Source organism: Paenibacillus sp. MCAF9 (genome assembly GCF_052114265.1).
Taxonomy (GTDB): Bacteria; Bacillota; Bacilli; order Paenibacillales; family Paenibacillaceae; genus Pristimantibacillus.
The window spans coordinates 1-22,689 of the sequence record NZ_JBFREL010000022.1 but is presented as its reverse complement, the minus strand read 5'-3'; the positions used below and the strand labels follow the sequence as shown (position 1 = coordinate 22,689).

At 45.7% G+C, this 22,689-nt stretch carries 18 protein-coding genes and 1 pseudogene; 16 read left to right on the top strand and 3 right to left on the bottom strand.

Annotated elements, in window-relative coordinates; translation table 11 throughout:
- Positions 1-19: 19 nt before the first annotated feature.
- The 4 genes from AB4Z45_RS24265 (at position 20) to AB4Z45_RS24250 (ending at position 4,782) form a co-directional block, all read left to right on the top strand.
- Positions 20-1,090 (top strand): TolB family protein, encoded by a 1,071-nt coding sequence (locus AB4Z45_RS24265; RefSeq protein WP_441912176.1) that lies wholly within the window; start codon positions 20-22, stop codon positions 1,088-1,090.
- A 1-nt stretch (position 1,091) separates the two neighbouring features.
- On the top strand, positions 1,092-2,174 hold the full coding sequence (locus AB4Z45_RS24260) for a glycoside hydrolase family 88/105 protein (protein ID WP_441912174.1): 1,083 nt from the start codon (positions 1,092-1,094) through the stop codon (positions 2,172-2,174).
- Position 2,175: 1 nt separating this feature from the next.
- Positions 2,176-3,888, top strand: a complete 1,713-nt coding sequence (locus AB4Z45_RS24255; RefSeq protein WP_441912172.1) for a hypothetical protein — start codon at positions 2,176-2,178, stop codon at positions 3,886-3,888.
- Positions 3,889-3,984: 96 nt separating this feature from the next.
- The gene (locus AB4Z45_RS24250; protein ID WP_441912249.1) at positions 3,985-4,782 is read left to right on the top strand and encodes a polysaccharide deacetylase family protein; all 798 of its coding nucleotides are present in this window, start codon (positions 3,985-3,987) and stop codon (positions 4,780-4,782) included.
- A gap of 120 nt (positions 4,783-4,902) precedes the next feature.
- Here AB4Z45_RS24250 and AB4Z45_RS24245 read toward each other — a convergent pair whose 3' ends face one another.
- Both AB4Z45_RS24245 and AB4Z45_RS24240 read right to left on the bottom strand, forming a co-directional pair.
- Positions 4,903-5,769: a phytanoyl-CoA dioxygenase family protein gene (locus AB4Z45_RS24245; protein WP_441912171.1), complete on the bottom strand. Its 867-nt coding sequence runs from the start codon at positions 5,767-5,769 to the stop codon at positions 4,903-4,905.
- Between the two features lie 134 nt (positions 5,770-5,903).
- A complete protein-coding gene (locus tag AB4Z45_RS24240) occupies positions 5,904-6,776 on the bottom strand; it encodes an AraC family transcriptional regulator (RefSeq protein WP_339204815.1) in 873 nt (290 codons plus the stop codon).
- A 212-nt stretch (positions 6,777-6,988) separates the two neighbouring features.
- Between AB4Z45_RS24240 and AB4Z45_RS24235 the strand changes: the two genes are divergently transcribed.
- The 12 genes from AB4Z45_RS24235 (at position 6,989) to AB4Z45_RS24180 (ending at position 22,267) form a co-directional block, all read left to right on the top strand.
- Positions 6,989-7,312, top strand: coding sequence for a UxaA family hydrolase (locus AB4Z45_RS24235; RefSeq protein ID WP_441912170.1), 324 nt, complete (start codon positions 6,989-6,991; stop codon positions 7,310-7,312).
- A complete protein-coding gene (locus AB4Z45_RS24230) occupies positions 7,309-8,469 on the top strand; it encodes a UxaA family hydrolase (protein WP_441912168.1) in 1,161 nt (386 codons plus the stop codon). The genes AB4Z45_RS24235 and AB4Z45_RS24230 overlap by 4 nt, the downstream gene beginning before the upstream one ends.
- Before the next feature lie 66 nt (positions 8,470-8,535).
- Entirely contained in the window at positions 8,536-9,309 is a 774-nt protein-coding gene (locus AB4Z45_RS24225; RefSeq protein WP_441912167.1) for an SDR family NAD(P)-dependent oxidoreductase, read from the top strand.
- 41 nt (positions 9,310-9,350) lie between these two features.
- Positions 9,351-10,259: a fumarylacetoacetate hydrolase family protein gene (locus AB4Z45_RS24220; RefSeq protein ID WP_441912165.1), complete on the top strand. Its 909-nt coding sequence runs from the start codon at positions 9,351-9,353 to the stop codon at positions 10,257-10,259.
- Positions 10,260-10,765: 506 nt separating this feature from the next.
- The gene (locus tag AB4Z45_RS24215) at positions 10,766-11,635 is read left to right on the top strand and encodes a sugar phosphate isomerase/epimerase family protein (protein WP_441912164.1); all 870 of its coding nucleotides are present in this window, start codon (positions 10,766-10,768) and stop codon (positions 11,633-11,635) included.
- Positions 11,636-11,657: 22 nt separating this feature from the next.
- The gene (locus AB4Z45_RS24210) at positions 11,658-12,761 is read left to right on the top strand and encodes a Gfo/Idh/MocA family protein (protein WP_441912162.1); all 1,104 of its coding nucleotides are present in this window, start codon (positions 11,658-11,660) and stop codon (positions 12,759-12,761) included.
- 129 nt (positions 12,762-12,890) lie between these two features.
- Positions 12,891-15,161 carry a glycoside hydrolase family 3 N-terminal domain-containing protein gene (locus tag AB4Z45_RS24205; RefSeq protein WP_441912160.1) on the top strand — a complete coding sequence of 757 codons (2,271 nt, stop codon included), beginning with the start codon at positions 12,891-12,893 and terminating at the stop codon, positions 15,159-15,161.
- Between the two features lie 92 nt (positions 15,162-15,253).
- On the top strand, positions 15,254-16,999 hold the full coding sequence (locus AB4Z45_RS24200; protein WP_441912159.1) for a sensor histidine kinase: 1,746 nt from the start codon (positions 15,254-15,256) through the stop codon (positions 16,997-16,999).
- 2 nt (positions 17,000-17,001) lie between these two features.
- Positions 17,002-18,573 carry a response regulator transcription factor gene (locus AB4Z45_RS24195; protein WP_441912158.1) on the top strand — a complete coding sequence of 524 codons (1,572 nt, stop codon included), beginning with the start codon at positions 17,002-17,004 and terminating at the stop codon, positions 18,571-18,573.
- 251 nt (positions 18,574-18,824) lie between these two features.
- Complete coding sequence (locus AB4Z45_RS24190; RefSeq protein ID WP_372238971.1) at positions 18,825-19,730, top strand: ABC transporter permease; 906 nt, start codon at positions 18,825-18,827, stop codon at positions 19,728-19,730.
- 15 nt (positions 19,731-19,745) lie between these two features.
- On the top strand, positions 19,746-20,636 hold the full coding sequence (locus AB4Z45_RS24185) for a carbohydrate ABC transporter permease (protein ID WP_076267076.1): 891 nt from the start codon (positions 19,746-19,748) through the stop codon (positions 20,634-20,636).
- Positions 20,637-20,719: 83 nt separating this feature from the next.
- Positions 20,720-22,267 (top strand): ABC transporter substrate-binding protein, encoded by a 1,548-nt coding sequence (locus AB4Z45_RS24180; protein ID WP_441912157.1) that lies wholly within the window; start codon positions 20,720-20,722, stop codon positions 22,265-22,267.
- Positions 22,268-22,389: 122 nt separating this feature from the next.
- On the opposite strand, the pseudogene AB4Z45_RS24175 reads toward AB4Z45_RS24180, so the two are convergent.
- Positions 22,390-22,595: pseudogene (locus AB4Z45_RS24175) on the bottom strand (transposase); the annotation flags it as partial.
- Between the last annotated feature and the right edge of the window lie 94 nt (positions 22,596-22,689).

Genomic DNA, 22,689 nt, shown 5'->3' with positions numbered 1-22,689 from the left:
AGGAGAGGAAAGGTGAAGCATGATCATTCGCAAATTGAAGGATCCTTTAACGAATATCGCTATTCAGGCTGTTGGGAACCCTGGTACGGATACCGGCCAAAACTATTTTACAGCACAAACCTGGATGGCAGACAGCTGCAATATTATGGTCTGTACAGATATAGATGCGAGCTTTAAAGGGCGTTATGTTCTTTTTGATATAGAGACGGGTGCGGTTGAAACACTGATAGAAAACCTCAGCTGGGGATGCGGCGTTGTATCGTCAAATGATTATTTCTATTATTATGTCGGATCTGCGATTTATGAGTTTAATCTGCATACGATGCTGTCTCGTAACGTATGCAGAATGGAGGCTGGGACTGAGGTGTATGGTCCACTCTCCATCACAAATGACGGAAAGAAAATAGGGACTTACTGGAAACGCGGCGAGGAATGGGTAATCGGGATTGTTGAGGTCCTCACAGGTGAGGTCTCTGTTGTTGCTGCACCGGGGTTTAAAGAGCCCTACCCTATTGCGAATCATTCGATGATTAATCCTCGTTATGATCAGCTTGTTTTTTTTGCCCATGAGGGCAGGACGGACCATATTGCAGATCGTATCTACGTTGCGGATACAACGACGCGTGAGATACGTAATATTTTTCGCCAGCAGCGGCTGGATACAGGTGAGCATGTGGAATATGTGGGGCACGAGATGTGGGCAGCAGATGGGGAGTATCTGTATTTCGTCAAGTATCCACAAAGCCCGCTAAAACCAACAGGAGTATATCGGGTTGAAAAAACGGGCAAAGATCATGAACTTATCAATGGCGACTACAGGTACTGGCATGTAGCGCCGAGTCCAGATGGGCGTTATGCCGTTGCGGATACGTTTGAAGAGGGAATGAAGGTAAGCAAAATCGTCCTCATCAATTTGGAGAAGCGAACCTCCAAGCTGCTGTGCGAGCTGCCTCTATGGAGAGATCATCCTGGGCATCCCCACCCCATGTTCAGTCCCGATAGTAAAAAGGTGTCGTTTACTTTTGCAGATGAGGATCAGCACTTATGGATTGGCATCATTGACATTGATCAATTAACTGAGGAGAACTGATATGACAGGGCAGATTGCAGAGGCAATGAGCAAGATCTACAGTTATATGACCGATGATCATAAGGGGAATTGGGGCATGGATATGAACCAGTGGGACTGGGTTCCTGGTGTCGGTATCATCTCAATTTTGGATTATGGTGAGAAGTCAGGGCAAGAAGAAGCGATCCAGTACGTAGAAAAATGGGTAGAGCAGAATAAGCATAAGGCCGATGCTCAGAAAGTAATTAATGCAATGGCGCCTTTTGCCGTATTTCCTTCCTTATATCGCCGCTCCGGAGAGGCTTGGCTGCTCGCCAAGTCACAGGAAATTTCACAATGGATGCTGAATGAAGCGCCGCGCACACGCGAGCGGGCTTTCGAGCACACCGTTACGGAGGCGGTAGAATTCCGTGAACAGGTTTGGGCAGATACGGTATTTATGGCTGTCTTATTTCTAGCTAGGCTGGCGAGAACGACGGGTGATAAACAGTTGGCTACAGAGGCACTAGAGCAGACCATGCTTCACTTGCAGCTGCTGCAGGATTCGAATTCGGGATTGTTATTTCACGGCTGGAACTGTGAGGCAGGCAACCATTTATCAGCGGTTCGTTGGGCTCGCGCCAATGCATGGATCGTTATGAGCATACCCGAGATTGTAAGTGAAATCAGCGGGTTAGCAGCCATACCAACAGAGCTTAACAAACGATATTCCACTCTTGCCGCTGCACTACGCTCTTGTCAGGCTGCAGACGGGCTGTGGCATACGGTGCTGGATCGCACGGATACGTATAAAGAAACCTCGGCAAGTGCTGGAATTGCATGCGGTTTTCTTAGAGGGGTCAACACAGGTATGCTTGACGCCTCATTTCTGGAGCCGGCTGAGCGAACGCTATCGGAAGTGTTGTCGCTAATTAATTCTAATGGTGAAGTTGCAGGTGTCTCGGGCGGAACACCTATTATGCCATCCGTGGACGCTTATAATCAGATTCCGATCTATCCGACACTTTATGGGCAAGGCTTAACTTTACAGCTGTTGACAGAATTTAAGCTTTTGCTGACTTCTGAGCAAGCAAACGAAGATAACTTGATTACAGGTGAGGGATGAAATGAACATAGTGGACAATTCTAATCATTCATTCGATAACAGAAACAAATTGATTGAGCTGATTGATTCCCTAGACTCCCAGTACAATTCAGAAAACCGTTTACTTAGGTCACCCTTCAGTAGTCCCGGCTATCATACGACCATTAAACAGGCTGATTTTATCCATTCAACACGGAGTTCGCTCAGCTATGCGCTGGGTCTGCTGGATACAGGGAAAGAACATTATGAGCAGCGTGCTTTCGATATCATTGAGCAAATCGTTTCCTTGCAGGATACAGATCGGAGCCGCAATACGTTCGGTATCTGGTCTTGGTTTTATGAGGAGCCGCTTGATCAAATGTCCCCTCCTGATTGGAACTGGGCTGACTTTTGCGGCAAGCTGCTTGTGCTGATCATTTCAAGGCACGATGCAAGGCTGCCAGAGACGCTGCGGCAGTCGGTGAAACAAGCTATTTGTAATGCCTGTGACGCGATTATCATTCGGAATGTTGGACCGCATTACACTAACATTGCGATTATGGGAGCATTCGTTACGCTCATCGCTGGTGAATGGTTCGAGCGGCAGGATTATGCAAAATACGGATTGGAACGACTGGAAAAGCTGCATAACTATACAATGCCTCGGCAGGCGTTCCAAGAATATAATAGTCCGACGTACACTTATGTTGCTATTTTGGAGCTGTCTGCTATTGTAACGGAAACGAGCAATGCCCATGCAAAGCAGCTTGGAAACAACTTGCTGAACATCGCATGGAAAAGTGTAGCGGATCATTTTCATGCCGGTACAAGGCAGTGGTCCGGTCCGCACAGCCGTTGTTACAAAACGCTGCTTACACCTCAAAGCAAAGCTTTTCTACAACTAGCAACCGGAGGAAAGCTGGCTTTCTATACGGAGGATGAACTTCCTTATTATGAAGATTGGTATAAGTGCGGCGCTGTATGTCCAGAGCAATATATAGAAGGGTTCCTTACGCTCGGTCAGCGGACGATAAGGGAATGCTTCGGGATCAATGGGAACGGTAAAGAGAAGTGGGCAACTACTTATATGACGCCGACCTATTCACTCGGCAGCTTCAACAAAGAGATTATGTGGAACCAGACAAGGACTTTGCTCGGCTATGTTGATAATGGCGGCGAGGCGACTTACTTGCATCTGCGTGCGCTGCACGATGGTTATGATTATTGTTCTGCTATTTTTCATGGGGAGCAGCGGGAGAACCATCTGTTGTTTGGAGTGAATTTTGTCATCAATGGCGGAGATACCCACCCGAATTTGGATATGATTCATGGCTCAATCGAAGCGTCAGATTTGCGATTCCGTCTGGAAATTGGCGGCGCTTTGGATCAGGTCAGCACCGTAGTGGAGAAAGGCAGTGTTAGCCTGCGAATAGGGGAGACGCTGGTATTGCTGCGCAGCTGGTTTGCAGCCTTTGATGATCAGAGTGCAGGCGAGGTAGTAAGAGACTGGAGCTGGGAAGTAACTAGGGAGGGTGACTTGCTCGGCATCGACCTTGTACTTCATACCGGTGAAAAGAAGGTTATTGATTTTCAAAAACTGAACGAGGCTGCATTTCTTTTCTCTCTTTGCATAGGAGAAGAAGTCGAGAGCTTCAAGCCGCAAATCGAACGTACAAAAGAGCTTGCAACTATTAGTGCAAGCTGGAATAATGAGGATATAGCGCTTACTTTGCAGTTGAAGCCTAGTATGCTGTAATTATCCACAAAGCTTGACCCATCGAACTGATGGGTTTTTCTTTTAGCAGTGTGTATAGTCCAGCTGAGCAAAGAGAATAAGAGAGGACGAAATGTGATGAAAGTTCAGTACACGTTATTTCCAGAAGGACGAACGAAGGCTATGACCTTCAGCTATGATGATGGGCGCACTCAAGACCGGCAGCTCGTAGCGAAATTAAATCAGTATGGCTTCAAAGGTACCTTTCATCTTAACTCTGGTTTTCTTGGGCGCGAGGGATATATTACAGCAGAAGAGGTTAGGACGCTCTTTCAAGGCCATGAAGTATCTGCGCACACGGTTAGTCACCCTTTTCTAGAAATCTCTCCACCAGATCAAGTAGCACATGAAATTTTGGAAGATCGGCGGACGCTGGAGAGTCTTGTACAATATCCGGTACGTGGAATGAGTTATCCTTTTGGAACTTATAATGACAAAGTCGTTGCGATGCTTCCAGCGCTTGGAATTGAATATGCTAGAACGGTGAACAGCAATGGCAGATTCGATATGCCAGCTGATCCGCTTCGTTGGCATCCAACATGTCATCATAAACAATTGCTAGAACAAGTTGAAATTTTCAAAGACTTTAAGGAATGGTTTAGTAGAATGTCTTTGCTTTATGTTTGGGGCCATAGCTATGAGTTTGACAATGACGATAACTGGGAGATTATTGATCAAGCGGGGGAGCTGCTAAAGGATAACGATACCATCTGGCATGCTACGAATGCAGAGATTATAGCCTATATGCAAGCGCTCGAGAGACTTAGATTCTCAGTCGATAGAAGCATTGTTCATAACCCTTCTGCGCTCGACGTCTGGATAAGCGTGGACGATAAGCCTATTAGAATTAGTGCAGGTCAAGTTACTCAGTTTTAAAATAAGGCTAAGCTTTCGCCATTCCTGAAGTTCTGCAGCGTATAAAATAAACAGCCAGAAGAGCATATCTCGCTCTTCTGGCTGAAAAAAACTAAGTAGTGCGGCGTCCTCCCTTTTATTTTATGTGTTGTGTTCGGGCTTTTCTGCAAGCCAATCTTCCAGAGTGGCTACTCTTTCAGGGTGAAGATAGCTTCTTGCTAGAAAACCTGCGCCATGGGATGGCATAGGATCTTGATCCGTTGGTTGATATCGCAAATCTACGCTCCAGCGCACCTCGTCTGATTCATTGGGGGTGGACATATGCAGACAACGGTCATTAAAAAGAATCGCGCTTCCAGCTGGAACGGGCAAGACGACAGTTTTTGTTTTACCCAGCTGGCTTTCATGCAACGCCGTGTAGCCTGTACCTGTATGGCTTTCGCTATGCCATTCCAATAGCTTCGTGCGATGAGTCTTAGGCTTGATATGCAAGCAGCCATTGACTTCGTTCGCATCGACAAGAGGAATCCAAACGGTTATGACAGGATTAGAATTGGCATCGGGCCAATACGATTTATCTTGATGCCAAGGCACTGCTCCAGCAGCAACCTTCGGAATTTTGGGTCTTGTGTTGTAGACCGGATTGGAAAAAAGCTCTCCCCCGATTAAGGATTCCACAGCATCCAAAATTTTTGGATTGCTCATTAAATCGAAGTAGCCAGGCAGTCTATCACGCCAGCTTCTACCGTAGTTCAGAAATTCCTCTGAGGTCAAATCCGCAAACAACTCCGCGAGCCTATATTTGAAGGGCCGATGCTCCAGTTTATCGCTAATAAGTCCTGCATGCATTAACTCATCTGCAATCATGGATACTTTCTTATTCATCGCTTCTTTGGCGGGCGATAAATCCTGTTCCGACAGCAGATTTGGAAGCACAAGATACCCCTGCTCATTATAAAAATCAATTTGTTCATTCGTTAAACTACCGAAATTAGATGGACTTGTCATGTTTTATTTCCTCCTATTCGTTATCAACAATTGAACCCATCGTACCAAATAGGAGCTGAAGCTGTATTTAGATAACAGTACGATGATTTATCAATACATCCGCTAAACTGCTTAACATGAAGTCCCTGCTGCGCCTATTTAAAGTCTGACGATAGGCTGCTGCGTTTGTAGCCGGCTGGCGTCGTTCCTGTTAGTTTTTTGAATGTGCGATGGAAATGTGGCAGGCTCTCAAACCCGCATTCGCTCGCTATCGCATGGATTGGCGCATCCGAGGATAGAAGGAGCTCCTTGGCGTGACTGATCCGTTTTGCCGTGACATATTCAGTTAGCGTCATACCAGTAAGAAGCTTAAAGACACGCGTAAAATGTGATGGATTCACTGCCGCTTTGGCGGTTAGCGTGGATAGGCTGACGTCACCAAAAGGATGTTCGTCGATTGTACGAAGCGTTAGCCTCATCCACTCCGGTGCACCCGTATGTTTCCGTTCGGCTGTTGGAGCGGGTATTTGGCGATTCAGCAGAAGCAGCAGCTGGAGCAGATGAAGGACGGCAGCATGGCGGCGCCCTGGTTTATCCATCGTCAACTCATCGTTAATATGAATCAGCATCGTTTCTATTAAGTGCTGGTCGGATGTATCCAGACTGAGCTTCTGGCTCTTCCGCTTGTTAGCCTCCTCAAAGCATTGAACAAAAGAAAAGGTATCGCCTAAGGAGTCCCATTGAACGATACGTCCGTGAAAATAAATGGCGCTCACCGTCAACGGAGCTTCTTCATCCGGCAATGCACGATGGACGGTGTTGCCAGGGAGCAGAAATAAATCACCGGGTTCTATGGCATAGAAGGAGCCATCAATAAAAAACACGCCTTTTCCCGAATGGACATAGACGATTTCATGCCAATCATGCAGGTGGTTGGGCAGCTCATTATGCGAATCCTTTACCGCACGATAGCTGAATTCGAATGGAAAAGAAGCAGCAGCATCAAATTGCTTGCGAATCGGCTTCATTTTGGCGGTACCTCCTTGATGAGGAAGATATAAAAATATGCTGTTCGGTACTAGTGTAATGACTATCCGAATAATAGTCAAAATAGGGTATGTTTAAGCGTTTTCTCGCAATTTTCATATCTTAAATGCTCGATTATTATGAAGGATAACGATTAAAAATTGAATAGTAAACCGATTAGTCATGAACGAACAAAAGATGGAGGAGTGGCTGAATGAAACAACAAATGACAGATGACGTCGATGCTTTAATTATGGATGACCGAGATCATGTTGTGATGGCGCTGCGTGATGTTGAAGCTGAAGAAACCATTCGCTACAGAGATGGTGAGGAAATTCATGAAATAAAAGCACTTGATGTTATCCCATTCGGACATAAGCTGGCGATTAAGGCACTTAGTGAAGGACAGGAAGTGCGGAAATACGGCGAAACCATTGGGCGAGCGAGTATGGCCATTTTGGCGGGGCAGCATGTTCATGTCCACAATATTGAAGGAATACGCGGCAGAGGCGATATAGCCGGGAAGGTGGAAGCATGAGTACATTTATGGGGTACGAAAGAGCGAACGGAGATATTGGCATTCGCAATCATCTGCTCATCATTCCAACGGTCATCTGTTCCAATCAGGTTTGCAACCGAATCATGCAGCTAGTACCAGGTACTGTGGCCATTCCTCATCAGCATGGCTGCAGCCAGATCGGAGCGGACAAGGAACGTACTTTCGAGGTGCTGTCGGGAACTGGGAAAAATCCAAATGTAGGCGGAGTGATCATCATCAGTCTAGGGTGTGAGGTAGTGGATCCCTACGCGCTTGCAGAGGATATTCGTAAAACCGGCAAACTAGTTGAAGTATTTGATATCCAGTCGGTTGGCGGCTCGGTGAAAGCGATCCAGCATGGAACGGAGCTAGCCAAACAAATGATGGCGGAGCTTGAGCGTCAGCCGAAAGTACCTGTTCCACTGTCAAAACTCAAGGTAGCCGTGAAATGCGGCGGCTCCGATGCCACTTCCGGCTTGTCGTCGAATCCGGCACTTGGCGAGGCCGCGGACTCTTTAATCGCAGCAGGCGGAACAATCGTTATCGGCGAGACGACCGAAATTATCGGCGCCGAGCATGTGCTGGCACAGCGCTGTGCCACGCCGGAAACGGCGGATATGCTGTATCATATTGTCGGCCGTTTCGAGAAAGAGGTAGAGCGGATGGGCGCTGACATGCGGGGCGGCAATCCGAGTCCCGGCAATATTGAAGGCGGTCTTTCTACAATTGAAGAGAAATCACTAGGCTGCATTAGCAAATGCGGGAAAGCACCCATTAAAGGAGTTATCGAATACGCAGAACAAATACCGGAGGGCGGACTCTACTTCATGGACTCGCCGGGCAATGATATCGAATGTGTATCGGGCATGGCAGCGGGGGGCGTTCATATCGTTTGTTTTACGACGGGAAGAGGAACGCCAACGGGGGCAGCAGTCGTGCCAGTCATCAAAATTACAGGGAACAAACGGATGTTTGAGCGGATGGAAGATAATATGGACGTGGACGTCAGCGATATGCTGGGCGGCATGCTGAGTTTGGAGTCGGCAGGACAGAAAATATGGCAAGAAATCATAGATGTAGCGGATGGGAAATGGACGAAGGCAGAAACGCTGGGCCATCAAGAATTCAGCATTAACCGTATCGGACCTAGCCTATAGAAACATTTTGTGAGCCACGTGGTTAGTTTTGGGGCATGAATTCGAATATAGAAGGGAGCTTAGTATATGAGATTAGCGGATAAAATTGTCCTCATTACCGGTTCAGGTTCAGGTATTGGCAGGAGCTCGGCGCTGCTATTCGCCAAGGAAGGCGCGTTTGTTGTTGTTAACGATCTGAACGCAGATAAAGGAAAGGAAACGGTAGAAGATATCAACTCCCTAGGGGGGCGGGCTTCGTTTGTTTATGCGGATGTTACGGATCCAGATTCCGTTCAATCCATGGTAAGCGAAACGATTGCCGCGCACGGCCGAATTGACGTCCTATTCAATAATGCCGGCATTAGCGGTGTAGGGGCGCTTCATGAGGTGGAGCCGGATGACTGGGATCGCGTGATCCGGGTCAATATTCGCGGGGTTTATTTGCCTTCCAAGTATGTCCTGCCTCATATGATGGAACGAGCGAGCGGCACGATTATTAACATGTCTTCCTGTATTGCAGAGATGGGGCTTGCAAACCGCGCGTCTTATGCAGCTACCAAAGGAGCGGTACTGGCACTTACCAAATCGATGCAGGTCGATTATGCTAAGTACAATATTCGTGTAAATGCACTTTTGCCGGGTACGATTATGACGCCGTTTGTTGAAAACTATTTACGCACCTCCTACGAGGACCCAGAGGCTGCCATCGCATCGCTAAAATCACGGCAGCTCAGCAATGAATTAGGCCGTCCGGAAGATGTAGCGAAGGCAGCACTGTTTCTTGCATCCGATGAGTCGAGCTTTATGATGGGCTCACCGCTTTATATTGATGGAGGCGTCGTGTTCGGCAAAAATGCCTGACGCGGCAGTATGAATCATCCACAAAAGAGAGGAAGATAACTATGAAATTGCTTGTCATTAAAAAAGAAAATGGCTCTCATTTAGGAGTTAAATTAGCGAGTGGCGTCTTGGATATCGTTGAGGCACTGAAAATCAACAATAAGCCGAATGTACCGACAGCAGTTATGGAAGTGATTGAAGGTGGTTCGGATGCGCTTGGTACGTTAAGCCAGTTTGTGGAGGAAGTCTCCGCAGCTTCAGAACAATATTCTGATGCCCTATTTCGCGAAGAGGATATTACATTCGGGCCATGTGTAACCGAGCCGGGCAAAATTATTTGCATCGGACTGAACTACCGCAAACACGCGCATGAGACTAACGCTCCAATTCCTGCATATCCGATTTTGTTCAATAAATTCGATAACACCGTAGCTGCTCATGGAGAAGATATTCCGCTTCCAACAAAGGTGACAAGTCAGGTTGATTACGAAGCTGAACTGGTTATCGTCATCGGCAAGAAAACAAAGTATGTTGAGAAGGAGCAGGCGCTGGAGCATGTATTCGGTTATTGCTGCGTCAACGACTTGTCCGCAAGGGATCTGCAAATGCGCACGCAGCAGTGGCTGCTTGGCAAATCACTGGACAAGTTCAGCCCGCTCGGTCCTTATTTGGTCACTGCAGATGAAATTGCAGACCCTAACAATCTGTCCATTGGCTGCACTGTTAACGGTGAAGTGCGTCAGCAGTCCAATACTTCGGATATGGTTTTTAGCTGTGATGAAATCGTAAGCTATGTCTCACAGCATATGACATTGTCGCCAGGCGATATTATTCTTACTGGAACGCCTGAGGGTGTTGTACTCGGCTACCCGGAAGAGAAGCGGGTATGGCTGAAGGCTGGCGATACGGTTACGATCGAAATCGAGAAGCTGGGTTCGCTGACGAATCGGTTTGTAGAGGAAGTTCAGTAAACAGCATAGATCAGCGAGTGGAGAAAGCCTGTATCATTGAGGCTTTCTTTTTTTATTACTAAAGAATGACATGCGGTTGGCTATGAACGGGCTTCCTTTCTTTAATTTTAACGAACCTTATTAACGTTATTGCATGCTTTATAAGGGGGTTATGAGCAACGTTTCTCGAAATAACGATTCTAGAGTTCGTTACAATTATAAGCCATGATGAATCTTTTAAATAAGGGCTATTAGGTTCGCTAGCTATAAGTAGGATGAGGGAAGGATATCGTTTTGCCTAAGCTCTATCCAAAAAAAGCAGGGTCTGTTTCAAGTGGAGGTCATTCTACTTTTGAGACAGTCCCTTTTTTTATCCAAAAAGTTGGCGACAAATCTTTCATTCCGACAACCACAGTGCGGAAATTCAATAATAGAATGACGGATACGTGAAAGAAAGAAAGTCTCCGGTATTCTATCATAATAAATAAGAACACAATCAACCAATCGAGATGGGGGTATTTCGCCGAATGACTATTGAAGCAGGCATTAATATTTTTTCCGTATACAGGGAGCTTGGTGAGGATTACTTTGGAACGCTGGAGAAGGTTGCTGCCGCAGGGTATGTAAATATTGAGCTTATTGGATTCAATATGAAGTCCTTTACACGATATATCGATGAAATTCCTATGGAAGCGGTTCGAGATAAGTTTCGTGAGCTTGGTCTAAATGCAGTAGCGGTTCATGAAGGCACGATGCCAGGGCAAGAATTGATTTCTCATGAGTGGGATTCGCTTATGAAGTATTACGCGGGTATCGGTTGCCAACGAATCGTGCTTCCATCCGTGTGGATCAAAGATCGTGAGGATACGCTGAAAGCTGCGGAGCAAATGAACAGTATCGGCAAAAAAATGAAGGATGGCGGGTTCCAGTTCTATCTGCATAATCACGCGCATGAGTTTAAAGCGGTCGGTGATCAAACGCTGTTCGACTTGATTTTGGAAAATACAGATCCATCCTATGTGAAATTTGAAATCGATATGGCATGGGTCGTACGTGCAGGCATAGATCCGATTCATGTGTTAGAGAAGCTTGGCGATCGTTGTGATATTGTCCACCAGAAGGATATAAGCAATAATCTATCCGGCCAGCTCAATATTATGGAAGCTATGCAGCAAGGCAGCGAAGAGGGGCTTGAACCATTTCAAATCTATCAGAAGCATATTGGCCCTGGAGACTTCGTTGATCTTGGCACAGGCAGGTTTGATTTTGCAGCTGTGTACGAACAAATCCGCGCAATGGGGCATGTCCGTTATGCGCTTGTGGAGAACGAGGGCGAGTCGGAAGACAAGTTTGGCAGCATTCGCAAGGATCTAACCGTGCTTCAACAATATGTATAGCCCATAAGGAGGAGAATGTTCAATGAACAAAGGAAAACTTAAAATCGGTATCATCGGCTGCGGCGGTATCGCGAACCAAAAGCATATGCCATCGTTAGCCAAGCTTTCACATATGGGTGATATGGTTGCCTTCTGTGATGTTATTGAAGAGAAAGCGCAAAAGGCAGCTCAGGATTTTGGAAGCGAGGGCGCTAAAGTTTATGTCGATTACAAAAAGCTGCTCGAAGACGAATCAATTGATGTTGTTCATGTATTAACACCGAACCTGCAGCATTCTTATATAACAGTTGATGCACTAGAAGCGGGCAAACATGTTATGTGTGAGAAGCCAATGGCGATCAACTCAATTGAAGCCAAAAAAATGGTAGATGCGGCAAAGCGGACAGGCAAGAAACTGACGATTGGCTATCAAAATAGATTTAGAAATGATTCTCAAATTTTGCATAAGGCATGCCGCGAAGGTGATTTAGGAGACATTTATATGACTAAAGCTCATGCCGTGCGCAGACGCGGAGTACCGACATGGGGGGTCTTTCTGGATAAAGAGCAGCAGGGCGGCGGACCGTTAATCGATTTAGGCACGCATGCGCTGGACTTGGCATTATGGTTCATGGATAACTATAAGCCGAAATCGGTGAGTGGTTCTGTCTATCATAAAATGGCGGATAAGTTCGAAGGCAATATGATGGGGGCATGGGACCCGGAAAGATATGATGTAGAAGACTCGGCTTTTGGATTTATTAAAATGGAAAACGGCGCTACGATTTTCTTGGAGGCGTCGTGGATATTAAATACAACCGATGCTAAAGAGGCGATGACTACGCTTTGCGGGACAGAAGGCGGAGCAGAGATGAAAGCTAGCTCAACGTTTGGGAAAAGCGATGTCATCTTTAATAGCGCCAAACACGGACAGCTTGTGGAGACGAAACCTTCCTTTAGCGGGGGCATTGCTTACTTCGGTCCAGGGGCTGAGGATGATGGGGTGAAAGAAGCAAGACAATGGCTGGATAGTATTATTAATGATACCGAGCCTCTCGTAAAACCAGAGCAAGCTTATGTGGTCACGCAAATTTTAGAAGCGATCTATAAGTCAGCTGAAACGGGCAAAGTTGTAGAATTTGAATAAAGTTTCAATTCATTTAACGGAGTAACAATATAAAAGGGAGCCTTTCCATCAGTGGGAAGGTTTTTCCGCTAGTGAGAGGGAATACGTTAATGTCTGAATATGATAATCGTCCTAGGAGGCAGTAATGACATGAGTGATCATTGGACTGAAACAAAATTGGAAACGATTACATATGTAAAAAATGAAGGTGGCCCAACACTCGGATATTCAGCTAATTCAGGCGTAAATATTATAGTGGAAGATGGTTTTGCATTTAAAGACCTCAATAAGGATGGGAAGCTGGATAAATACGAGGACTGGCGCTTGCCGGCAGAAGAGCGAGCAAAGGATTTAGCCTCAAAAATGTCCATCGAGCAAATTGCCGGTTTGATGTTGTACAGCGCGCATCAGGCTGTTCCAGCTTCGCATGGCTTTTTCACCGCCTCTTATAATGGCAAGCCGTATTCGGAGAGCGGTGCGAAGCCGCATGATTTATCCGATGAACAAATAAAGTTTTTAACCCAAGACCATCTGCGGCATGTGCTCCTTACTTTTGTAGAAAGCCCGGAGATTGCTGCTCATTGGAACAATAAAGTACAAGCCTTGGCCGAAAGTACAGGTTTGGGCATCCCGGCGAATAACAGCAGCGATCCGCGCCATGGGTCCGATGCGAGCAAGGAATATAATGCAGGGGCGGGAGGCGCAATTTCCATGTGGCCCGAAACGCTGGGGCTTGCAGCAGCTTTTGATCCTGAGCTTGTTCATCAGTTTGGGAAGATCGCTGCTAAGGAATACAGGGCGCTTGGCATTGCAACCGCTCTTTCTCCCCAAATCGATATCGCGACCGATCCAAGATGGTCACGCTTCGACGGCACGTTCGGAGAGGATTCAAGACTGTCAGCCGATTTGGCAAAAGCCTATGTCGACGGGTTTCAGACCTCGTTTGAAGAAGAGTCTCCATCAGACGGCTGGGGATCAGGAAGCGTAAATGCAATGGTCAAGCATTGGCCGGGCGGCGGTTCTGGAGAAGGCGGCAGAGATGCTCATTTTGGATACGGCAAATTTGCAGTATATCCAGGCAACAACTTCGAGGAGCATCTGATCCCATTCTTGGACGGCGCTTTCAAGCTCTCGGGGGGTACGGAGAAAGCATCGGCAATTATGCCTTATTATACGATTTCCTATAATCAAGATCAGGTGAATGGCGAGAATGTGGGCAACGCCTACAACGATCACATCATCGGCAACCTGCTTCGTGATAAATATGGCTACGATGGTGTCGTGTGCACGGACTGGGGAATTACGGACGATGAAGGCACTGATATTACACGATTGTTTCCAGGAGGACGTGCATGGGGGGTTGAGGAAGGTTATAGCGTTTCGGAGCGTCATTACAAAGCACTTATGGCCGGAGTAGATCAATTCGGTGGAAATAATGACGCGGGTCCTGTCATTGAAGCTTACCGTATCGGTGTGGCAGAGCATGGTGAAGCCTATATGCGAGCAAGGTTTGAGCAGTCAGCGGTAAGGCTCTTGAAGAACATGTTCCGCGTCGGCTTATTCGAGAACCCGTATTGCGATCCAGAACAAACCACTCGCATTGTCGGCAATGCTGAATTCATGACAGCTGGCTACGAAGCGCAGCTCAAATCACTCGTTTTGCTTAAAAACAAAGGAAACGTTCTCCCGATAAAGAAACTGAAGACGGTCTATATTCCTAAACGCTTCAGACCAGCAGGTACCAATTGGATCGGATTCCCGACTGCTGCATTTGACGGATATCCCGTCAATATGGATGTTATACAGAAATATTTCAAGGTAACGGATGACCCGGAGACAGCTGATTTTGCAATGGTGTTCATTACAGGGGCAGATTCCGGCAGCGGATACAGCAAGGCAGATGCTGAAGCAGGTGGAAACGGTTATGTTCCGATAAGCTTGCAATACGCCCCTTATACCGCAGAGCATGCTAGGGAAATTAGTATAGCCGGCGATGATAGAGATGTGTTAAACCGCTCCTATAAGGGGAAAACGGTAACGACCACAAATGCTTCGGACTTGGAGGCTGTACTGAGAACGAAAGAGGTTATGAAAGGCAAACCTGTCATTGTGTCGCTGCAATTATCGAAGCCTTCTATCGTTGCAGAATTTGAAGCAGAGGCCGATGCAATCATTGCTGCATTTGGTGTACAGGACCAAGCGATTCTAGATATTATTACCGGTGAAGCAGAGCCTTCAGGGCTGCTGCCGATGCAGATGCCTGCTAATATGAAGACCGTTGAGGAGCAGCTGGAAGATGTTGCACACGATATGGAAGTACATGTTGATTCCGAGGGGAACGCCTATGATTTTGCATATGGCTTAAACTGGAGCGGGATTATCGTCGATGATAGGACAAAACGCTACGGCAAGAAAAAATAGTTTGATAAAGCGCGGCCGGGGATTAATCCCCGGCTAATAGTTGTATATAGCTCTATTTTTTATTTAAGAGGCAAATGGGGGCTTAGCAGAACTTGAAATTACTTAATCGTTCTCTCTTTAATTCGCTTCGATTTAAGCTGGTAACAGGGCTTATGCTTATTATGATTCCGATGGTTTCCTTTCTCATTTATAACAATTTGTATTCCATTGATGTCGTTCGTAATCAAGTGGCGCAGTCCAACAGCAATATGCTTAATCTATACATGGGTTTAATTGATACGACGCTTGAGGATATAGATAGCTACATGCTCAAATTTACTGCGGAAGAATCCGGTTTGAATATTCTCGATAGTCTCCCAGAAGCAGATGTAGATTTATACAATTTGCAGCGAATTTGGCTATTTACAGAGTTAAGAGACAATGCGACTTATTATAAAGCATTGGACTATTTTTTTATTTATTCACCCTTGAATCAGGATTTGTTGTTCGCGCCTAAGCTGACGGGCTCTGCTTATTCCAACAATGATTTCATCAAGGATGGAATTGTTGCGCTTCTAAACGATGAACAAGCGATGAAAAGCTATCAGTACGATAAATGGTCTGTGCTGAATTTGAAAGAACAAAATTATTTGCTGCATATGATTAAGGCTGGCAACCTGTACATTGGGGCAGGGGTAAATGTGGATGGAGTTATGGACCCGCTGGACTTTCTAGACCTCGGTTCGGAAGGCAGGTCGCTGCTTGTTGATGAGAGCAATAGGCCGCTTCAGGACGAGGACTTTTTCGAAAAAAACAAAATCGATTTATCCTATATCTCTAAGACGTATCAGCTTTCCGGCGAAGACAACAATTACCTCGTCATGGGCGAAAAATCAGGCAAAGGTGAATTTGGATTAGTAGCTGTCGTACCCGAGCAAAATATTTTGGAGAAGCTTCCTTATCTGCAAAGAATCATTGTGCTTATTGCGACAGGCTCGATTCTCATTCTAGTGATTGCTCTGTATTTTCTTCGTAAAGTGGTCCTGCTGCCGATCAATCGAATTATTGTCGCCATGCGCAAAATCAAAGAAGGCTATATGGAGGCAAGAATACCGAATAAACCGACCTCCAATGAATTCGAAATGATGAACGAAACGTTCAACAGCATGGTCTGCGATATTCAACAATTGAAAATTGACGTTTATGAGGAACAATTGATTAATCAGAAAGCAGAGCTGAAACAGCTGCAGCTGCAAATTAACCCTCACTTCTTTTTGAATAGCCTCAACATCGTCTATTACTTGGCGCAAGAGAGAAAGTACGAATTAATACAGGAGCTGTCCCTCTCCTTGATCCGCTACTTCCGGTTTATGTTCCGCAGCCAGACGGATTACGTGCTTCTGCAGGATGAGCTTAATCATAGTGAAAACTATTTGAAAATCCAGACCTTCCGCTTTCCCGGAAGCTTTACGTACGACATCGCTGTTGATGGCGAGCTGAGGGATTGTTATATTCCTCCGTTAATTATTCAAAGCTTTGCGGAGAATACGATAAAACATGCAATTAACACGGATGAGCCGACTCATATTGCGATAACGATTGGAAGATGCGAATTGATGCCAGAAGAGAGGCTGCGAATTCAAATTCATGATACTGGCCGCGGCTTCTCCGAGGAGGTCTTGCAGAAGCTGCAGCAGGAAATTAATTTAATGAATGAAGATGGCGAGCATATTGGCATTTGGAATGTAAGACGCAGATTGCGACTGTTATACGGGGACAAGGCGAGCATGGCTTTTTATAACGAAGATGGTGCAGCAGTTGAAATAACGATGCCATTAACGAAAGAAATGAGGTCGTGAATATGTACCGTTTATTAATCGTTGATGATGAAATCTTTATCGCAAATGGCATTAAATCGAGTGTGAACTGGAGAGAGCTCGGGATTATAAGTGTCACTCTCGCACATAATCTTCGGCAAGCGAAGGAGGAATTTAGTCTTCAGCCATTTGATATGATGATTTGTGATATTGAAATGCCGCAGGGCAGCGGGCTGGAGCTCTTTGAATGGGTGCGTGAACAGTATCCCCAAACCGAATGTGTTTTCCTTACCTGTCACGCTGATTTTCAATATGCGAAAAAAGCTCTTCAGCTTGGCAGCTTCGAGTATTTGTTGAAGCCCGTTCCGCATGATGAATTGAAGCTTGTGATGACGAAGCTAATCGAGAAAATCAGGAAGGAGCGGGAATCGGCAACGATGGCGGCCGAGCGTTTTTGGCAGGATGTACTGAAGCAAGCCATTCCGTCTAATCAGGATAAAATGTTGGAGGTTATCGGCAAGCAGAAGCTTCCGTACACGAGGTCTATGACATTTCTACCGGTTCTTATCAGTATCGAGCATTGGGAGAAATCATTAACCGCCCGTGATTTGCAAATTATGGAGTATGCGCTCCACAACGCCCTTGAGGAGGTCGTTATTCAGCGTGCTGCTAGTGCACAAATCGTCCGGATGAACGCTGATTACATGCTCATTGTGTTTGCACAGGATGTTATGCAAACAGAAGATGGCAAGCTCTTTAGCAAAGAAATCAAAAGGCGCTGTCAGTCTTTTATTGAGATGAGCAATCATTATTTATATTGTCACGTGTCCTGCTATATTGGCAAATCGGCACAAGTCCATGAAGTGCGGGATATGGTGGAAGGCTTGATCGCTTTTAAAAAGGATCAAGTTAATATGGCAGACTGTGTGATGTTCATCGATGATCCAATAAAGAAGGAATCGCAGATTCCAATGCCGCCCATGAATGTATGGTCGGAGCTCATTAAGCAAGGAAACAAGAAAAAGGTACTCGATGAATCGCAGCAGTTTTTGGATTCATGGAAACGAATTGAGTGCTTAGGAGCCAAAAGGCTGCAGCAATTTTATCAAAGCTTTCTGCAAATGGTTCTGCATACGCTGCATGAGCAGGGGCTGCGCGCGGATGAAATTTTTTCGGACCATTTGACGCCAGAGCGTATTTTGTCAGCGACACGAAGCGTGACGAACCTTCAGAATTGGGTGCGGGATGTGCTTGAGAAGGCGCTCGTCCATATGGAAAAGCTGGATTCGACGGAGACGGTGGTCGAGAAGATCAAGCGCTACATTGCGCTTCACATCGATGAGGAGCTGTCCAGACAATATATCGCCGATTATATTGGGTTAAGCCCAGATTACATCGTTAAACTGTTTAAGAAAGAGACGGGGCTCTCGATATCCGATTATATTTTGAAAGAAAGAATCAATCTTGCCAAGGAGCTGCTCGCAAGAACCGATACTACGATCAGCAACGTCGCACTCGCGGTTGGCTTCTCGAATTTTTCGTATTTTTCTACGTTGTTTAAAAAAGAAGTATCGATGACACCCCAGTATTATCGCAAAGGCTGTCCGTCCAAATAAACGATGCCGTTAGAGGATTAGAGACCCTCTGACGGCATTTTTCTTTTCCCGTTTATGATGTCGGAAACTCGAAAGTCGGATGTCGGATTATTAGTAGTGGCTCTATTTTGTTTGCGCTACTATTAGTTAAGCAACATATTAAACGAAGCCAAAGGTGGTTGAGACCCGTGCAAGCAAATCCTGAGACGTCACCCTCCAATATGAAGCAGGTCTCATTGAAGACGAAGAAGAAAGCAGCATTCGCATCGGAGATGAGAAAGGTTAAGAAATACCGTGCCCTCGTGCTGATGGCGCTGCCCGGCCTTTTGTACCTGCTGATTAACAACTATTTGCCGATGTTCGGAATCGTGATCGCATTTAAGGACATCAATTTTGCGAAAGGAATTATGGGCAGCGACTGGATTGGCTTTAAAAACTTTGAGTATTTGTTCAAAACAACGGACGCTTACATCATTACAAGAAATACGCTGCTTTATAATATTACCTTTATCCTGTTGAATACGGGGATTGCATTAGCGCTTGCGATAATGCTTAATGAAATTCGCAAACGTTTCTTATCAAGGCTGTATCAAACGCTGATCCTGCTTCCCTTTCTAATCTCGATGGTTATTGTCGGCTATCTGGTGCTCGGCTTCCTCGATGTTGAGAACGGATTCATGAACAAAACCTTGCTTCCGATGATGGGGCTTGATCCTATCTCTTGGTACAGTGAGACCAAGTATTGGCCATGGATTTTAACGCTCGTAAGCGTGTGGAAAGGCGTAGGCAATTTGTGCATCATTTATTTGGCAGCAATCATCGGCATTGATAATGAGTATTACGAGGCAGCAACGATCGACGGAGCTAACCGGTGGCAGCAAATTACGAAGATTACGCTTCCGCTCGTATCGCCGGTTATTACGATTATGACCTTGCTCGCCATTGGACGTATATTCTACTCCGATTTCGGCTTATTCTTCCAAGTTCCGCTTAACACAGGCGCGCTGATGCCAGTTACGAATACGATTGATACCTATGTTTATCGAGCATTGATTAACCTCGGCGACATCGGGATGTCCTCGGCCGCAGGTTTGTACCAAGCATTGGTCGGATTCATTTTGGTCATTTTATCGAATGCGGTCGTACGAAAATACAACAAAGACAACGCGTTGTTTTAGAAAGGGAGATGTATTATGCAAGCATCGGGGAAGCTCTATCAATGGATTATTAACATCGTTATGCTAGTGTTCACTTTTTTCTGCATCATGCCGTTCTGGCTGCTGTTCTCCGCTTCCCTTACCGATGATATGGAGCTCGTTCGCAGCGGTTATGCTTTTTTCCCAGATAAAATCAGCTTCTCCGCATACCACTATTTGTGGAACAGCTCTTCTGACATTATAAGGGCATACAGCATTACGGTTTTAACGACTATAATTGGTACGACGCTTGGACTTACGCTTACTGCGATGGTCGCTTATCCGCTTTCGCGTCTAGAAATGCCGTTTCGCAACACGCTCGCATTTTATGTATTTTTTACGATGCTGTTTAACGGAGGCCTTGTACCGACGTACTTGCTTTACACCAACTATTTTGATTTAAAAAATACGATGCTGGCCTTAATCATACCGGGCCTTTTGATGAACGGATTTTTTATCATATTGATGAGAACCTTTTTTGCAAGCTCGATTCCGACAGCGATTATTGAATCCGCCTATATCGACGGGGCAAGGGAATGGAAAATATTTTACCGGATCGTATTGCCGCTATCGACGCCGGTGCTTGCTACAGTAGGATTATTTTACACTATTTTATATTGGAATGACTGGTTTAATGGCTTAATCTATCTTACAGATAGTCATTATTATAGCCTTCAAAACCTTCTCAATCGAATATTGCTGGACGTACAGTTTTTACAATCTTCTACGCAGGCAGGCAGCCGTAATGCAGATATTGGAGCGAATATTCCGCTTGCTCCAATGCGGATGGCAATGGCCGCAATTGGGGTCATTCCACTGTTGATCGCCTATCCGTTTTTCCAAAAGTATTTTGTTAAAGGCCTGACGATTGGTGCTGTTAAAGGATAAATCTTTCATAGACGCTATAACGGCATGGATCATGCATTTATAGATAGAATCGGATCACAAATAAAAATAGGGAGGTCACAGCAATGAGAAAAAACAAGTTTGTGGCAAAAACGCTTCTCTTAATCGTACTAGCTTTCGCAATGGTGATCAGTGCATGCGGCAATGGAGACAACAAGGGCACTAACGCGGGCAACGACGGGAAAACAGCAGAAGGAAAAAGCGGCAACGGCAGCGGGGAGCTTAAGCCTGTTGAGCTAGTTATGGTATTTCCAGTCGGGGGCGAGCCTAAGGATTTAAAGCTGGTTCAGGATGAAATCAACAAAATGACGAAGGCAAAAATCAATGCGACAGTAAAGCTGGTACCTATCGGCTTTGGCGCATGGGCTCAGCAGAAGACACTAATGATGTCGGGTAATGAACAGGTGGATTTGATCGTAAGCGGACTTGGAACCTACAGCCAAGATGTAGCTAAAGGGCAGCTTCTTGAGCTTGATGGATACTTGGCTGAGAATGGACAAGGGGTTACGGAAGCGCTAGACTCCCTTGATACTGCGTTCTTGAATGCGACGAGAATCGATGGAAAAATATATGCAGTACCAAGTATCAGAGATTTGGCAGCAGATTATGGCATCACGATGCGCAAGGATTTGGTTGAAAAATATAACATTGATACTGCCGCGATTAAATCTTTGGATGATTTGGACGCTGTATTCAAAACAATTAAAGATAATGAACCGGATATGATTCCGACAGTTAAGTATGGAACATCTATTCTCGATATTTTTGTTCTCAGCTACTTTGATAACTTGGGCGAAGGCTTTGGCGTGCTTCCAGGCTATGACAACGACCTGAAGGTCGTGAATATGTATGAGACGCCGGAATATGCCGAAATGCTGAATACAGTGAGAAGATGGAATCAAGCAGGTTATATTGCCAAGGATGCAGCTACAAGCACTGAGACGCAATACAACTTAGTTAAATCGGGCAAGGCATTCTCGTTCATATCCCATATGAAGCCGGGTATTGAGACGCAGGAATCAAGATCTACAGGCAAAGAGATGGTATCGGTACATTTCCGCCCTGCAGCAACAGCGACGTATAATATTACTTCCATTATGTGGAGTATCGCAAGAAACTCGAAGGACCCTGAGAGAGCGATGATGCTGCTGAATATGATGTATACCGATAAAGACTTCATCAACTTGCTGGATTACGGGATTGAGAACAAGCATTACGTGAAGGTTTCCGACAATGTCATTGATTACCCGCAAGGCGTGGATGCAACAAACTCAGGCTACAACCTGCAAATGGGCTGGATGTTTGGCAACCAATCGCTTTCACACATTTGGAATGGCGATGATCCAGAGCTTTGGAATCAGCTGGCTGAGTTTAATAGAAATGCCGTGAAATCAAAAGCGCTTGGCTTTACTTTTAATGCAGATGCCGTCAAAACAGAAATTGCGGCAGTAACGAATGTGCAAAACCAGTACAAAATTGCACTGGAGACCGGAACGGTCGATCCTGTTGCGAAGCTGCCTGAATTCAATAAACAGCTGAAAGCAGCGGGAATAGACAAAATTATCGCCGAGAAACAAAAACAGCTGGACGCTTGGGCGGCAGCTAAAAAATAGGAAGAAGCTGAATGGGGCTGTCCCATAAGCATCAAGCTCGCTGAGGAATAGCTCGCTTTGAACGGGAGTATTGGTAGCAGTACAGGAGAGCTATTCCTGTACTGCTATTTTTCTATTCTGGTCTATGCTTGGTTCATAGGATTATGGGCAAGCGAAAGCCACCCGACCTCCAGACTTATCTTAGGCAAGCTGCGAAGCAGAAACGCCGGAATCCTTGGTTAATCTTTATCTGCCCTAAAACACTTTCGGGTTCAATCATTCGTCTTACCGACAGCGAATATCTTTCCTCGCAGCTCAGTTTCTCCCTTGCTTGCTGCTTGTAGCGCATAATAACTCAGACTGACCATATCCAGCATCGGCGATGATCGTCGTATGATTGTAATGTGCGCGAACCGATAGTGGAGAGTAAATAAGATAAGTGT

Bases quoted from the DNA above. Each gene is read 5' to 3' on its own strand.
- AB4Z45_RS24180 (WP_441912157.1), top strand. From the start codon at position 20,720: ATGAGAAAAAACAAGTTTGTGGCAAAAACGCTTCTCTTAATCGTACTA.
- AB4Z45_RS24250 (WP_441912249.1), top strand. From the start codon at position 3,985: ATGAAAGTTCAGTACACGTTATTTCCAGAAGGACGAACGAAGGCTATG.
- AB4Z45_RS24260 (WP_441912174.1), top strand. From the start codon at position 1,092: ATGACAGGGCAGATTGCAGAGGCAATGAGCAAGATCTACAGTTATATG.
- AB4Z45_RS24235 (WP_441912170.1), top strand. From the start codon at position 6,989: ATGAAACAACAAATGACAGATGACGTCGATGCTTTAATTATGGATGAC.
- AB4Z45_RS24220 (WP_441912165.1), top strand. From the start codon at position 9,351: ATGAAATTGCTTGTCATTAAAAAAGAAAATGGCTCTCATTTAGGAGTT.
- AB4Z45_RS24245 (WP_441912171.1), bottom strand. From the start codon at position 5,769: ATGACAAGTCCATCTAATTTCGGTAGTTTAACGAATGAACAAATTGAT.
- AB4Z45_RS24240 (WP_339204815.1), bottom strand. From the start codon at position 6,776: ATGAAGCCGATTCGCAAGCAATTTGATGCTGCTGCTTCTTTTCCATTC.
- AB4Z45_RS24230 (WP_441912168.1), top strand. From the start codon at position 7,309: ATGAGTACATTTATGGGGTACGAAAGAGCGAACGGAGATATTGGCATT.
- AB4Z45_RS24215 (WP_441912164.1), top strand. From the start codon at position 10,766: ATGACTATTGAAGCAGGCATTAATATTTTTTCCGTATACAGGGAGCTT.
- AB4Z45_RS24195 (WP_441912158.1), top strand. From the start codon at position 17,002: ATGTACCGTTTATTAATCGTTGATGATGAAATCTTTATCGCAAATGGC.
- AB4Z45_RS24185 (WP_076267076.1), top strand. From the start codon at position 19,746: ATGCAAGCATCGGGGAAGCTCTATCAATGGATTATTAACATCGTTATG.
- AB4Z45_RS24190 (WP_372238971.1), top strand. From the start codon at position 18,825: ATGAGAAAGGTTAAGAAATACCGTGCCCTCGTGCTGATGGCGCTGCCC.
- AB4Z45_RS24205 (WP_441912160.1), top strand. From the start codon at position 12,891: ATGAGTGATCATTGGACTGAAACAAAATTGGAAACGATTACATATGTA.
- AB4Z45_RS24265 (WP_441912176.1), top strand. From the start codon at position 20: ATGATCATTCGCAAATTGAAGGATCCTTTAACGAATATCGCTATTCAG.
- AB4Z45_RS24255 (WP_441912172.1), top strand. From the start codon at position 2,176: ATGAACATAGTGGACAATTCTAATCATTCATTCGATAACAGAAACAAA.
- AB4Z45_RS24210 (WP_441912162.1), top strand. From the start codon at position 11,658: ATGAACAAAGGAAAACTTAAAATCGGTATCATCGGCTGCGGCGGTATC.
- AB4Z45_RS24225 (WP_441912167.1), top strand. From the start codon at position 8,536: ATGAGATTAGCGGATAAAATTGTCCTCATTACCGGTTCAGGTTCAGGT.